Here is a 14,486-nt window from a genome sequence, read left to right on the forward strand (position 1 = left end):
AGAAATTCTAGCACGTAGATGGGCTGTCGGCGGGCGGGATCCGCGCCCCGCCTACTGCGGGTTCCCGTCCTCGGGCTTCAGGAGAGCCGCCAGGGCAGCCTGCTTTGCCCTGGCGACCTGGTCATCCGGGTAGAGCGCGAGCAGCCGCCGATAGACTCGCTCGGCCTGCTCGAGTTCCCCCAGGGACACGAGGAGTTCGGCCAGCCGGTGATAGGCATCGGGGTTGCGCGGATCCAGCGCGACGACTTGATGCAGCGCTGCTAGCGCCTCCTCCGGCTCGCCCCGCGCTAGCGCTACCCGAACGATCTCACGCAACTGCTCGATTGCCTGCCGGAGCTGGCCCGTCTGGATGTAGGCCGTGACCGCAGCGTGCCGGTGATCCAGGTTGTCCGGATCGAGGCCGATCAACTGCTCATAGATGCGCGGGATGGCTCCCCATTGCTGCCCCAGCATGGCCAGCTCGGCAGCCCGCCGCAGCAACTCGACGGCGGCGTCGCGACGCCGCGGCGCGGCAGCAGCAGCCAGTTGCTCGAGCAAGGCGATCGCCTGCTCCATCATCCCGATGCGGGTATAGCCGGTGATCAGCTCTTCCAGCGCCGTCGGGCCCTCAGGCGTGAGCTGCACCAGATGTCGCAACGTCTCGAGCCGGCCGCGGAAGTCACGCTTTGCCTGCTGCTCCTGAGCGAACGCCTGGAGCATCTCGCGTGCTTCCTCGATTCTCCCGGCCTGCGCCATGAGCTCGGCGAGTTGGTAGCGCAGATCAGCCCGGGTGGGGTTGAGATCGACCAGGCGCCGAAGGGTCTCGATGGCCTCGTCGACTTGCCCGCGCTGTTGAAGCAGGGCCGCCAAATGCTTGCCGACGGTTTGGACGTTCACCAGTGGTGAGAGGAGTTCGGCGAGCTCGTCAGTCAGGTTCGGGGTCTCGGCGAGGAGCTGGAATGCCGCTTGCAGGTGCGGCAACGCCTGTTCCGGACGAGGACTGGCCAACCCGGCCCAAGCGGCTACGGCATGGCCGAGCAGGCGCGTCGAGGCCGACTCGCTGCCCTCGAGAGGTAGTGCCAGGTCGATGGCGCGCTGCGGTTCACCGGCCGCCAGCCAGATCAAAGCCCGGTACAGTTCGACCGGCCTCGACCAGGCCCCGGCTCCGGACAGCCTTTCGAGCTCGCGATCGAGGTCGAGTGCTGCCAGCCGCCCACTGCGTACCTCGTTCAGTGCCTGGCGCAGCACGCTGAGCTCGTGTTGATCGCCGACGAGCGAGCTCAATCCGAGCAGGATAGCCCACTGGTGTGCATCGACCGGGGCACGGGGAAGGGCGGTCAGCAGTTCCTGTGCCGGGGATGTTTCCCCGGCTTCCAGGACCTGGCGTGCATAGGTCCACCAGGCGGTGACGCTCGCGCCGCTGGTCGTATGCCAGGATCGGGCTAACTCCAGCGCCTCGCCGATCCGCCCGCTCTGCTGGAGGATTCTGATGATCGGTGGGAGGTAGGCTGTCCACAGATCGCTCCGCCCGGTGGCCAGAATCTCCTTGCCGAATGCCAGCAGCTCGTCGACTGTACTCCCCAGATGCAGTCGCAGCCTCCGCAAGTCGAGCGCGTCGAGCAGCCCTGGATTGAGACTTGCCAGGCGCTCAAGGCGGCCGAGCAGCGCTTCGGCGAGATCGTGCTTGCCGAGGGCCAGCGCGAGCTCGGCGTGGGTGACATACGTCTCGATCCGGTCAGGATTCAGCGCTTCCGTGAGCAGCAGCGTGTCCAGCGCGAGGGCAGTTGCCCCTCGAATCAGAGCTTGCCTGGTCTGCGTGACCAGGAGGTCGGTCTGGCCGGTCGCCCGCGCGCTGGTTTGGCACCAGAGGGCATGGAGGACATCGACGGGATCCAGGGCGATAGACTGCCCGTGGGAGGAGTGCCCGCTGGTTGTTCCTGATACCGGGCTCGAACTCGGCTGTCTTCCCGCGTGTGGCGCCGGTGTCGCGTCCATGATCGCCTCTCATCGCCTACGCTGTCTGGATTCCATGTACCCCAGCTTCCAGTCCCGCGCTATCCTGCTTAGGTCCTGGATCGCGACATCGCCCGGGGTCGGCGCGCTTGCCTCAGGGGACGAGCCGCGAGCGCCTCAAGCGGTAGTCGCCGGCCTTGATAAAGATTGGCCGGCAGATCCAGCGGTCGCAGAGGCGCGAGCGGATGCGCTCGTCGAGCTGGTCGAGGTCGCGGTTCGACGTGACGATGGTCGGTTTGCGCTGGTTATACCGGTAGTTGATGATCTGGAAGAGTTTCTCGGTTGCCCAGGAGGTGGCGTGCTCGGTGCCCAGGTCGTCGAGCACGAGCAGGCCGGCGTTGCGCACCTGCTCGAAGCGGGCGTCGTAGCTAGCGCCGCGCTCGGGCGCGAAGGCGGCGCGCAGGTGATCGAGCAGATCCGGCACGACGGTGAAGAGCGGGAACATGCGCTGGTGCTGCAGGACGTAGTTCGCGACCGCCGCGGCCAGATGCGTCTTGCCGCAGCCATAGCCACCGAGCAGGAACAGCCAGCCGTCGGGGTTGCGCGCGTACTCTAAGCAGGCGGCATACGCCTCGGCCACGCCGGGCACGTGAGGGTCGAAGGTCTCGAACGTCCAATTCTCGAGCTGATCGAGGCCGCTCATCTCCAGGTACTGGCGCAGGAGCCGCGACTCCCGCTCGCGCACCTTGCACTCGCAGGGAATGAGTCGCCCGAAGTTCGGATGGCCGACCGGCACGTCGAGCCGGACGAAGCCGGCTCCCTTGCAGATCGGGCACTCATCCCCGCTGGCGGAAGAGCGGGGCATATTTACCGCGGATGTACTTATCGGGGTCGAGCGGCCGGGCAGGGCCGTGACGTCCCTGATCGGTTTCATGCTGGCGCCCCTCCAGTGCCCAGCGTTCCAGGATGCGCTGAATGTATCGCCAATTGCGTCGTCCGTAGCTTACCGCTTCTGCGATGGCGTCTTCAATCCACTCCTGTGGATACAGCTCCAGCGCCTCGATCAGCCGCTCGGCGAGCAGCGGGGTCAACATCCCGATGTTCTGCTCATAGAGCCGGAAGACGTTGGGGCGCTCGATCTCGATGACAGCGGCGCCGCCGAGGCTCGGCTCCAGCCGGCCTGCTGGCTGCTGCCTGGCTGCCCGCACGAACGCCTGGGCCTCCGGGGTCGCCAGCAGAAGCCAGCGGGTGCCAGCGTCATGCTGGTTCTGCCCGGCCCGGACGCGCAGCAGCAGGCCGCGGGCCACCGCGAGCTCGATACCGCGACCGATCTCCTCCAACGGAGCGCGGTCGGTTCCGGCTGGCCGAAGTCCCCGCAGCAGCTCAGGATCCTGAAAGAGTGCCAGCTCCGGTACCGCCGGCAGGCGCGAGCCCTGGTGCGCGTGGAGGCGTGCCACTGCCAGCACGACCTTGAGCTCTGCCGGGTCACGCACCTCGGCGAGCAACCGCCTGAGCAGCGCCTCGGGCAAGGTGATCTGCTCCGGTCCGGGCGCGGCTGGCTCCGGCATCGGCTGGCCTCCCTACCGAACCCGATCTCGTCTACTGACCGGGTTCTCGATACAGCTCCAGATCGGCGAACCGTGCAGTTCGCTCGAAGAAGCGCAGGTGAATCGTGTCGGTCGGCCCGTTTCGGTGCTTGGCCACGATGATCTCGGCGATGCCGCGACGATCGGTGTCGGGGTTATAGATCTCGTCGCGGTAGATGAAGATTACGAGGTCAGCGTCCTGCTCCAGGCTACCCGACTCGCGGAGATCGGAGAGCAGCGGCCGGTGATCGGTTCGCGTCTCGACCGCGCGCGAGAGCTGCGAGAGGGCCAGGACGGGCACGTTCAACTCGCGGGCGAGCCCCTTGAGCCCGCGGGAGATCTCCGAGATCTCCTGCACGCGGTTCTCCGAGCGTCTGGCCTGCATAAGCTGGAGATAGTCAACGATGACCAGGTCGAGGCCCTGCTCCGCCATCAAGCGACGCGCCTTGCTGCGAAGCTCCATCACGCTGATGCTCGGCGTGTCGTCGATGAAGATCTTCGCTTCCGAGAGCCGCCCGAAGGCCCGCGAGATCCGATCCCACTCGCTGTCGTCGATGAAGCCGAGACGCAGGCGATGGGTATCCACGCCGGTCTCCATCGAGAGCAGGCGCTGCACGAGCTGCTCGGCGGACATCTCCAGGCTGAAGATCGCGACGGTCTTGCCAGCCCGGACAGCGGCGTGGTGGGCGATACCGAGCTGAAACGAAGTCTTGCCGACCGAGGGCCGCGCGGCGAGGATAATGAGATCCGAGCGCTGCAAGCCGCCGGTCAGCTTGTCCAGGTCGGCGAAGCCGGTCGGAACGCCGATGACGTCGCCACGGTGCTGCTGGATATAGTCGAGCTTGTCGAAGTACTGCTCGAGCACCTGGCTGATCGCGACGAAGTCGCGCACGGTGCGGCGCTGGGACACCTCGAAGATGACCCGCTCGGCCTGCTCCAGCGCCTCTTCGGCGTCCGCATGGTCCTCGTAGCCGATACGGACGATCTCGGTGCCGGCGTCGATGAGACGGCGTAGCGTGGCGGTGCGCTCGACGATGCGGCCGTAGTACTCGACATGGACGGCGCTGGGCACCGCGCTCAGCAGCTCGGTGAGGTAGCTCACGCCGCCGATGTCGTCGAGGCGGCCATTGCGCTCGAGCTCGTCGACGACGGTAACGAAGTCGGCGGGCACCCGGCGGTTGTACAGGTCGAGGATCGCCTGGTAGATCAGCGCATGGCTGCCCCTGTAGAAGTCGTCTGGCTTGAGGAACGAGGCGACACGAATGATGGCGTCGCGGTCGATCAGCAGACTTCCGAGGACGGCCTGCTCCGCTTCGATGTTGTGCGGTGGCAATCGCTCGACGGTCTCGACCGCGGTGCCGGTCATGCCGTTACTCCTCGGCTCCGGGCTCGCTGCTCTGGCTCTCAGTCTCGCCGGTCGCGTCAGATTCCGAAGCTGCCGGAGCTGCCTGAGCCCCGGCAGTGGCCTCTTCTGGCGAGGTCACGATGACGGTGATTACCGGCCGCAACTGCCCAACCAGGTGCACTGGAACCTGGTGCTCCCCGATGGTGCGGATCGGCTCGTCCAGCTCGATCTTCCGGCGGTCGATCTCCTCGCCGATCGTCTCTCGGAGCTTCTCAGCGATGTCCTGGGCCGTGATCGACCCGTACAGCCGGCCGCTTTCGCCCACATGGGCCGCGATGACCAGCCGGAGGCCGTCGAGCCGCTCGGCAAGCGAGCGCATAGCCTCTTCTTCGCGGGCGATGCGGCGGCGCTCGGCCGCGAGGCGCTGCTCAGCCACCTTCAGCCGGCTGGGAGTGGCCGGCTCGGCCAGGCCCTTGGGAATGAGGTAATTGCGAGCGTAGCCGTCGGACACCGTTGCAATCGACCCGGCGGTGCCGAGCTTGGGAACATCCTGGAGGAGGATCACCTTCATGCTGTGTTGCCTTCCCTCTCCCTGCTTCGCGGCACAGCCTCACCGGACGAGCCGGTGGGCGAGCTCCGTCTAGGATCGCTTCCTGCTGCCGCTTCTCATCCTGAACGACGCCACGAACAACCGCACTGGGTGTACGGACACCCAGTATGCCATGGATCAACTATACAGACCAGCGTGCTCGCCTGCAATTTTGACTCCACGGCACCAGCCGCACCAACAGATCGGGGACTTGCCTACCGTTCGGCGTCGCTGGTCTCCCGGCGGAACAGCTCGTAGAGGGCAATAGAGCCGGCGACGGCCGCGTTCAGCGATGTGACGCGCCCGCGCATCGGCAACGCGACCTGAAGATCGGCCCGCTTGAGCAGGACAGGGGACATCCCGCGTCCTTCGGAGCCGACGACCAGGAGCACCGGTGTGGGGATGTCGGCCTCGAACAGGCTCTGCGCGCCCGGTCCAGGCTCCAGCGCGAGCACCCAGTAGCCGCAGTCGCGCGCCTCATCGAGCGCCCGCGCCAGGTTAACTACCTGCGCGATCCGGAGGTGCTCCACCGCGCCCGCCGAGGCGTTGACGACGGCTGGCGTCACGCCAGCAGCCCGGCGCTCCGGCAAGAGCACGCCCGCTACCCCGACCGCTTCGGCTGTGCGCAGCAGCGTGGCCAGGTTCTGCGGATCTTGGAGGTGATCGAGCGCCAGGATCGGTCTACCGCCTGCCTGGCTCAGGATCTGGTCGAGGCGGGCGTAGGGGTACGAGCTGGTCTCCAGCGCGATCCCCTGGTGGTTGACCGGGCCGAGCAGCCGATCCAGCTCACGACGCGGCACCAGGCGCACCTCGACGCGCCGGGCCTGGGCCTGCGCGATCAGCTCCTGGACGCGCCCGTGCCGCTCCGTACCCTCAGCCACCAGCAGAAGCCGATGGCGCCGGCGACCGTGCAACGCCTCGTGGACGGCGTTTCGCCCGTAGAGGTATTCGGACCCGCTCACACCCAGCGCCAGTTCGTGCCGCTCGGCGTATCCTCGAGCGCAACGCCGAGCTCTGCCAGCCGCTCGCGGATCCGGTCGGCCAGCGCCCACTCCCGCTGCTGGCGGAGCTCTGATCTGACCTCGATCAAGAGCTGGATGAAGGGCTCGACGGCCCGGCCGATGGGGACCTCGGGCTCGTCCAGCCGCAGGCCAAGCACGCCGCTCAGCTCGGCGAGCACCGCCTGCCCGTAACGGATCGCCGCGCGGTCAGCCCCGGCTGCCTGGGCCCGGTTGATCGAGCGCGCCAGCTCGAAGAGGTGGGCCAGCGCGACGGGCGTGTTGAAGTCGTCGTCCATCGCCTGCCGGAAACCGGCACGTGTCGCGTCGGCCAGGTCGGCCAGCTCGGATGCTGGGCGCTCCGGTGGCGCGGCCTCGGGTTCGTACCCCCGTACCGCGGCGCGCAGGCGCGCCAGGCCTCGTCGCGCCGCCTCGAAGGCCTCGTCGGTAAAGGTGAGCGGGCTGCGGTAATGGGAGCTGAGCACCAGCAAGCGGAACGGGCCCCCACCTCCCTGTTCCAGTAGCTCGCGGATCGTGATCAGGTTGCCGATCGACTTGCTCATCTTCTCGCCGCCGAGCTGGAGCAGCCCGTTGTGAACCCAGTAGCGGACGAACGGCTTCTTGCCGGTAAAGGCTTCCGACTGCGCGATCTCGTTCTCGTGGTGCGGGAAGATGAGATCGGCGCCGCCGCCGTGGATGTCGATCTGCTCGCCGAGATGCCGATAGATCATGGCGCTGCACTCGATGTGCCAGCCAGGTCGTCCGGGCCCCCAGGGGCTGTCCCAGGCCGGCTCGCCGGGCTTGGCTCCCTTCCACAGCGCGAAGTCCATCGGGTGTTCCTTGCGCGGGTCGACCTCGACGCGGGCGCCGGCCAGCATCTCGTCGAGCGAGCGGCGCGAGAGCTTGCCGTAGTCGGGGAAGGAGGTCACCCGGAAGAACACGTCGCCCCCGTCGACCGGGTAGGCGTATCCCCTCGCGATCAGGCCGGTGACCATCTCGATGATCGTCGGGATCTCCTCGGTCGCGCGGGGATACAGCGTCGCGGGCTTGATATTGAGCGCAGCCGTCTCGTCCAACCACGCATCGATAAGCTGCTCGGCCAGCGCGCCGGGCTCCAGCCCGAGCGTCGCGGCGCGCTGGATGATCTTGTCGTCGACGTCGGTGAAGTTCATGGCGAAGGTGACCTGGTAGCCTGAATACTCCAGGTAACGACGGATCATGTCGAACACGATCGCCGACATGGCGTGCCCGATGTGGGCATCGGCGTAAACCGTCGGGCCGCAGACGTACATCCGTACCCGGCCGGGTTCGAGTGGCTGAAACGGTTCTTTCTCTCTCGTCATCGTGTTGGTGATCTGTAGCGCCATAATCGCCGTCTCGCTTCCTCACTGATCCGGCCGCCGAATCGCGGCCGTGCTGAGATCTGAGATCCAACGAGGTTCGAAGCCTCGACTGGAGAGAGGGTCGCCGCCGTGCGGCAGGCACTGCTCGCATCGGGACCACGACCCCGTCGAGTCGGGCGGTACGGGCTCGCCTGCGCGAGCGCGGAGCGCGTCGCTGGTTCAGTTTATCCGGTCAGCGTGAGGATCGCATAGCACAAGCGGGGTACCGGCACCGGCCGGTACCCCGCCGGACAGAGGCATGTGAAGGAGGAGAGGCCGAATCTCGCGGAATAAGAATGTCCGCTCTCAGTCCTCGTCGAGCGAGCTTCCTGCTTTGCTCGTCGCGCTCGTCTTAGCACCCTCGTGACCGTTCGTCGACTCGGAAGACGGCTTGCGATTGTCGGTAATGTAGAAGCCAGAACCCTTGAAGATGATGCCCGCCGGGAAGAGCAGTCGCCGTACAGCTCCACCGCACTCCGGGCAGCTCGTGATCGGCTCGTCGCTGAACCGCTGCCGCACTTCGAAGTTGTGATGACAGGAGGTGCACACATATTCGTAGATCGGCATCCGTTCACCCCTCCTCGACCCGAACGATCGAGAGCTCTCACCTCGTGAAATTCTACGCAATCAGCTCCAGTTGAGCAAGAGTCAGCGAGCAAGCTTGACCTGGATCGGCTCAAGGTCGTTCCAGTTCTGCCCAACCTTGGCATCGACGACCAGCGGTACGTCCAACTCGACCACCCCCTCCATCAGCGATACGGCGAGGGCAGCCAGCTCCTGTACTTCGGACTCCGGGGCCTCGAACAGGAGCTCGTCGTGTACCTGGAGCAGCATGCGGCTGCGCAGGCCACGCTCGGCGATGGCTCGGTGAACCTGGATCATGGCCAGCTTCATGATATCCGCCGCTGTGCCCTGGAGCGGCATGTTCACGGCCATGCGCTCGGCGGCCAGCCGGCGGTTGGGGTTACTGGAGGTAATATCGGGCACGTAGCGCCGCCGTCCGAACAGGCTCTCGACGTACCCTTGCTCGGCGGCGCGACGCCTCGTCTCTTCGAGGTAGCGCGAGACGCCCGGGAAACGGGAGAAGTAGGCTTCGATGAAACGCTGGGCGTCCTGCCTGCTCATGCCGGTGTCTCTCGCCAGGCCGAAGGCCTGCATGCCGTACATGATCCCGAAGTTGACGACCTTCGCGATGCGCCGCATCTCGGGGGTCACGGCGTCGAGCGAGACGCCGAAGACCTCGGCAGCGGTGGCGGCGTGGATGTCTTTCCCCTCCCAGAAGGCACGGGTGAGAGCCTCATCGCCGCTGAAGTGCGCCATCAGACGGAGCTCGATCTGAGAGTAATCCGCTGAGAGGAAAACGACTGGCTCATCGAAGGGCCGGTATCCGGGGCGGTTATCGGCGATGAAAGCGCGGCGCACTTGCTGCCCCAGTTCGCTGCGGGCCGGGATGTTCTGCAGGTTGGGATCGGAGGAGCTGAGCCGGCCGGTTGCGGCCACCGTCTGGTGGAAGATCGTATGCACCCGCCCGGTCTGCGGATGCACCTGGCGGGGTAGCGCGTCGACGTAGGTCGACTTGAGCTTGAGGAGCTGACGATACTCGAGGATCGCGTTGACGATCGGGTGCGCGTCGCGCAGCGACTCGAGAACTTCCTGGCTGACGGAGTAGCCGGTCTTCGTGCGCGGGCCACGCGGCAAGTGAAGCTCGTCGAAGAGCACTCTGGCGAGCTGCTGCGTCGAGTTGATGTTGAAGGGATGCCCGGACAGGCGATAGATCTCGCGCTCGAGCTGGCGGATCTGTCCATCGAGCTGGGTCGAGAGCTCGGAGAGGAAATCGGTGTCGATCGCGATCCCGACCTCTTCCATGTCGATCAGCACATCGATGAGTGGCAGCTCGATCTCGTGGAACAGTCGCTCCTGCCGCTGCTCGGCGAGCGCTGGGCGCAGCACGTCGACGAGGCGATAGGTTGCCTCCACGTCGGCGCAGGCATAGTCCATCGCCTGGGCAATCTGGGTCTGGTCCATCGTGATCTGCTTGCGCCCCCGCCCGATCAGCTCCTCGATCTGCTGCATCTCCAGCCCGAGCTTGGTGAAGGCGAGCTCTTTGAGCCCGATCGAGGTCTCGCCGAGCAGGTAGGCCGCGATCATGGTGTCGAAGGCGATGCGCGGGCGGGGAAAGCCGGCCCGCTCCAGTACCAGGGCATCGTACTTGCCATGGTGGGCAAAGACGGCGAGGTCGGCCCGGCGCAGATGAGGGGCAAGGGCTTCACGCACGCGATCGGCTGGGAGCTGGTCGTCTCCGGTCGTGTGTGCCAGCGGGATGTAGTAGCTTCTGTCCGGCGCGGTGGCCAGCGCGATGCCGACGAGGTCGGCGTACATCGGGTGCAAGGCCGTCGTCTCGACGTCGAGGGCGATCGCCTTGGCCTGGGCAAGGTCATCGAGGAGGCGGGCCAGATCAGCAGGGGTCAGGACAGCCATTCGCTGGGAGCTTGGCTGCAGGCGTGGCGTTGCGGGGGCGCTCCGTTGGATCGGCTCCGGCAACTTCGGCACGAGACTGCGGAACTCCAGCTCGCGAAAGAGCGCCAGGGCCCGGTCACGGTCATAGGAGCCGACGCGGCAGGCTTCCGGATCGAAATCGAGATCGAGATCCGCGACGATGGTCGCGAGCTCGCGGCTCTGGAACGCTTGCTCGGCGTTGGCTCGCAGGGCCTCGCGGATACGCGGCGGCGTGATCTCCTCCAGGCGTTCGACCATGGCCTCGAGGGAGGGATAGGCCTGGATCAGTTTGGTCGCGGTCTTCTCTCCGATCCCCGGAACGCCCGGGATGTTGTCGGAAGTGTCGCCGACCAGCGCCTTGAACTCCGGAATCCGCTCCGGAGCGAACCCGTAGCGCTCGATCACTGCCTGGCGGTCGAAGACGCGAAACTCGCCGAAGCGCTGGCGGCCAGGGAGCACGACCCGAACACCACCGTCGACGAGCTGCAGGAGGTCGCTGTCTCCCGTCACGATCACGACCTCGAGCCCGCGCCGGCGCGCGATGGCTGCGAGCGAGCCGATCAGGTCGTCTGCCTCGTAGCCTTCCTTGACCATGATCGGGACGTTCAGCACCTCGAGGATCTGCCGGATCCGCTCCATCTGGTGGCGAAGGTCGTCAGCCATCTCCGGCCGGTGTGCCTTGTACTCGGCGTACACGTCGTGGCGGAAGGTGCGGCCGGAGTCGAAGCAGACGATGGCGTAGTCCGGCTTGAGCGCGCGCAGCACCTCGAGGAGCATCGAGGTAAAGCCGAACACGGCGTTGGTCGGCTCGCCGGAACTCGTGGCCAGCGTATCAGGCAAGGCGTGAAACGCGCGATATGCTAGCCCATGCCCATCGACGAGCATGAGCGTGCGCGGCTGTTCTCCTGGCCGATCTGCTTCTCCCATGGGTTGCCTCCTCCGCCAGGGCGATTATACGGGAGTGGCCCTTCTGAGCGCAGCCGGAGGCTCCGCAACCGGATGAGCCGGTCGTACGTTGACATAGGTGCACTGGCTCTGCAGACTCCGTGCTCCTCCTCACGCGGCTAGCGGCGGGCCTCTCTTCACCTACTCGAGGCCCGCCGCTAGTGACGACGGGCGAGTTCCGATTCTACGGTGCGCTGATCCTTCGACCGGTCGGACGGCGGTGACCTGGCACCGCCTCGACCGGATCGATGTAGCCGTTACCACTCCTGGTGATCTGACCGGACGCAGTGGTGACTTCCAGCGCCCGAGGCAAGCTGGCCCTGATGCGGAACGACGATCTCCCCTGCGGCTTTCTTATCGAATTCTTACCGTATTCTAAACAATCGCTCAGCCTCCACTGCTCCTGGCCTGCTATCCTCTCTTGCTGTGGAGTGATGCGAGGGCGGCTGCAAGTGGGCCCTTATCTCTCGAGTACTACTCACTGTTGAGATGGCTCTTGGGATACGGTACTCCCGGGTAATCCAGATGAGGACATCCAGCGCTCTGCCCAATCCGAACCCCCTGGGAGAGCCGTACCATGGTCGAGTATGCCGCTGGGGTGGGAGATGGGCGTTCGTTCATTCTTCGCGAGCCAGCTCTTCGCTCGATCAGTGAATTGCCGCTGAGGCACAGTCTGCAATGTGCTTCGCTCAGCAGAATCTTCGAAGTGGCTTAAGATTGACCGATTGCTATAATTCGCGGTGTCTCGGGTGGGGGAAGCACAGGCGAGGCGTTGGGAAGGGCTGGGTTCGAGATACCGGCGCGAGGCATGCGCGACGGGAGCGACGCAGGCTCCTTCGCAGGCGGACGACTTTCCGATGTGCGTATTGCCTGAAACGATTGCGGTAACCGCAGAAGAGGACAGGCTATGAGCGTTGACGTGCGGGCACTCGCCGAGGTGATCAGTGAGAACGTCGAGCGAGTGATCGTCGGAAAATCGCGAGAGGTGCGACTGGTACTGGTGGCCCTGCTCTGCCGGGGCCATGTGTTGATCGAGGATGTGCCAGGGGTCGGCAAGACGGTGCTCGCCAAGGCGATCGCGCGGAGCATCGGGTCCAGCTTCAAGCGTATCCAGTTCACCCCAGATCTCCTGCCTTCAGATGTCACTGGCGTGAGCATCTTCAACCAGCAGACAGGGAGATTCGAGTATCGACCCGGCCCGGTGGTTGCCCAGATCGTGCTGGCCGACGAGATCAACCGCGCGACGCCCAAGACGCAGTCGGCGCTCCTCGAAGCCATGGAGGAGCGGCAGGTTACCGTCGACGGCGTGACCTACGAGCTGCCGGTGCCCTTTATCGTGCTGGCGACCGAGAACCCGATCGAGTACGAGGGCACGTTTCCGCTCCCGGAAGCCCAGCTCGATCGCTTCCTGATCCGGATCTCTCTTGGCTACCCGAACCATCGGAGCGAGATCGAAATCCTGAACCGCCAGCACTTCCAGCACCCGCTGGAGCGCCTGGGCCAGGTCGTCTCCGTCGACGAGCTGGTGGCAGCGCAGGAGGCCGTACGGCACGTGCACGTCGACGACCTGCTCAAGGAGTACATCGTCTCGGTCGTCGAGGCGACGCGGCAACACGAGGAGGTCTACCTCGGAGCGGGGCCGCGCGGCTCGCTGGCGCTCTACAACACCTCTCGCGCCTGGGCCGCGATGCAGGGCCGCGATTACGTGATCCCCGATGACATCAAGGAACTGGCGGAGGCCACGCTGGCGCACCGGATCATCGTGAGCCCGGCCGCCCGGATGCGCAGCGTGGATAGTCGTGCCGTGGTACGCGATGTGCTGGCGCGCATCCCGGTGCCCGGCGCCCGTCCCACCGTCACGCGACCGGCCGAGGCGCCGCGGCGTCGCCTGCCGTTTGGTGCGGAGTGATGAACTGGCTCAAGCTGGGCGCGCTCGCGCTGCTGATCCTCGTCCTCTCCCAGCTCAACCGCTGGCAGGTCTTCGATAAACTCTTCTTCATCCTGCTCGGCCTGCTGCTGCTCTCCTACGTGTGGAGTCGCCTCAGCCTCCGTGGCCTTACGGTCACGCGCCGGACCGCGACCGACCGGGCGCAGGTGGGTGACCTCCTGATCGAGCGAATTCGGGTCGAGAATTCCAGCCGGTTCGCGAAGTTGTGGGTCGAACTGATCGATCACTCCGACCTGCCGGGGCACCGGCTCAGCCGGGTGATCCACCTCGGGCCGCGGGATGCCGCGAACTGGAAGGCACAGACCTGGTGCGCGCGCCGCGGTCGCTTCCGGCTCGGCCCGATGACGCTGTCGTCCGGGGATCCCTTCGGCCTCTTCCCTACCCGCCAGATCGTGCCGTACGTGCAGGAGTTAGTTGTCTACCCGGCAACCGTTGACCTAAGCGGATTCCGTCTCCCCCACGGCGAACTAGCCGGCGGGAGCTCCCTCCAGCGACGCACTCCGTTCGTGACGCCCAATGCTGCCGGGGTACGACAATATCTACCGGGCGATAGCTTCAACCGGATTGCCTGGTCAGCCACCGCCAGGACCGGGCAGCTCATGGTGAAAGAGTTCGAGCTGGATCCCTCGACCGACGTCTGGTTGATCCTCGACATGGAGGCCCGCCATCACGTGCGCGCCACGTTCTGGGGCGGTGGACAACGTCCCAGCCCCGGTGAGCCGCTCCCGCTCAGCTTCTGGTTGGACTCGACCGAGGAGTATGCCGTCACGATCGCGGCGTCGCTGGCTCGCCACTTCCTGGATCTGAACCGTACTGTCGGGTTGATCGCCAATGCCCGGCAGCCGGTCATGATCCCTGCCGATCGTGGCGCGCGGCAGATGGTCAAGATCCTCGAGCTGCTGGCGATCCTCACTGCCGATGGTGAGCGGCCGTTGGCCGAGGTTCTGATCTCGGAGGCCGGCTATCTGACCCGGCACAGCACGGCGATCGTGATTTCTCCCTCGACGGACGAGAGCTGGGTGCGCGGGCTGGTCGAGCTCGCGGCGCGTCATGTGCGTAGCATGGCGGTCATCGTCGAGCCGAGCACGTTCGGCAGCGCCGAGAGTAGCCTGCTGGTCGTGAGCGACCTGGCAGCCATCGGCGTGCCGACCTATCTCGTCAAGTACGGAGACGACATCGCGCGGGCGCTAGCCGGGCAGGGACGCGCAGCGGGCGTATCGGTGATGACCAGCGCGTGAGTTGAACCCGAGCGCGCTGGGATGGCG

11 protein-coding genes are annotated in these 14,486 nt (G+C 65.9%); 2 read left to right on the forward strand and 9 right to left on the reverse strand.

The features are described 5' to 3' along the window. Positions 1-51: 51 nt before the first annotated feature. From NET02_RS00085 to polA, 9 genes are all read right to left on the reverse strand, one after another. Positions 52-1,974: a tetratricopeptide repeat protein gene (locus NET02_RS00085; protein WP_284055320.1), complete on the reverse strand. Its 1,923-nt coding sequence runs from the start codon at positions 1,972-1,974 to the stop codon at positions 52-54. A 112-nt stretch (positions 1,975-2,086) separates the two neighbouring features. After that, positions 2,087-2,797: an ATP-binding protein gene (locus tag NET02_RS00090; RefSeq protein WP_284055321.1), complete on the reverse strand. Its 711-nt coding sequence runs from the start codon at positions 2,795-2,797 to the stop codon at positions 2,087-2,089. Continuing rightward, the gene (locus NET02_RS00095) at positions 2,769-3,500 is read right to left on the reverse strand and encodes a DnaD domain-containing protein (RefSeq protein WP_284055322.1); all 732 of its coding nucleotides are present in this window, start codon (positions 3,498-3,500) and stop codon (positions 2,769-2,771) included. Before NET02_RS00095 ends, NET02_RS00090 begins: the two co-directional genes overlap by 29 nt. A 31-nt stretch (positions 3,501-3,531) precedes the next feature. Continuing rightward, entirely contained in the window at positions 3,532-4,884 is a 1,353-nt protein-coding gene (gene dnaB, locus NET02_RS00100; RefSeq protein WP_284055323.1) for a replicative DNA helicase, read from the reverse strand. Positions 4,885-4,888: 4 nt separating this feature from the next. Next, the gene (gene rplI, locus NET02_RS00105; RefSeq protein ID WP_284055324.1) at positions 4,889-5,434 is read right to left on the reverse strand and encodes a 50S ribosomal protein L9; all 546 of its coding nucleotides are present in this window, start codon (positions 5,432-5,434) and stop codon (positions 4,889-4,891) included. Positions 5,435-5,667: 233 nt separating this feature from the next. Then, a complete protein-coding gene (gene rlmB, locus NET02_RS00110; RefSeq protein WP_284055325.1) occupies positions 5,668-6,414 on the reverse strand; it encodes a 23S rRNA (guanosine(2251)-2'-O)-methyltransferase RlmB in 747 nt (248 codons plus the stop codon). After that, positions 6,411-7,817 (reverse strand): cysteine--tRNA ligase, encoded by a 1,407-nt coding sequence (cysS, locus tag NET02_RS00115; RefSeq protein ID WP_284055326.1) that lies wholly within the window; start codon positions 7,815-7,817, stop codon positions 6,411-6,413. Before cysS ends, rlmB begins: the two co-directional genes overlap by 4 nt. Positions 7,818-8,138: 321 nt before the next feature. Continuing rightward, positions 8,139-8,399 (reverse strand): FmdB family zinc ribbon protein, encoded by a 261-nt coding sequence (locus tag NET02_RS00120; protein WP_284055327.1) that lies wholly within the window; start codon positions 8,397-8,399, stop codon positions 8,139-8,141. 81 nt (positions 8,400-8,480) lie between these two features. After that, entirely contained in the window at positions 8,481-11,255 is a 2,775-nt protein-coding gene (gene polA / locus NET02_RS00125; protein ID WP_284055328.1) for a DNA polymerase I, read from the reverse strand. A 925-nt stretch (positions 11,256-12,180) separates the two neighbouring features. Between polA and NET02_RS00130 the strand changes: the two genes are divergently transcribed. Together NET02_RS00130 and NET02_RS00135 are read left to right on the forward strand one after the other, a co-directional pair. Further along, positions 12,181-13,182 (forward strand): AAA family ATPase, encoded by a 1,002-nt coding sequence (locus NET02_RS00130; protein WP_284055329.1) that lies wholly within the window; start codon positions 12,181-12,183, stop codon positions 13,180-13,182. Beyond that, the gene (locus tag NET02_RS00135; protein WP_284055330.1) at positions 13,182-14,459 is read left to right on the forward strand and encodes a DUF58 domain-containing protein; all 1,278 of its coding nucleotides are present in this window, start codon (positions 13,182-13,184) and stop codon (positions 14,457-14,459) included. The genes NET02_RS00130 and NET02_RS00135 overlap by 1 nt, the downstream gene beginning before the upstream one ends. Positions 14,460-14,486 lie beyond the last annotated feature (27 nt).

It is taken from the genome of Thermalbibacter longus, assembly GCF_023806485.1.
In the GTDB taxonomy this organism is placed as follows: Bacteria; Chloroflexota; Chloroflexia; order Thermomicrobiales; family Thermomicrobiaceae; genus Thermalbibacter; species Thermalbibacter longus.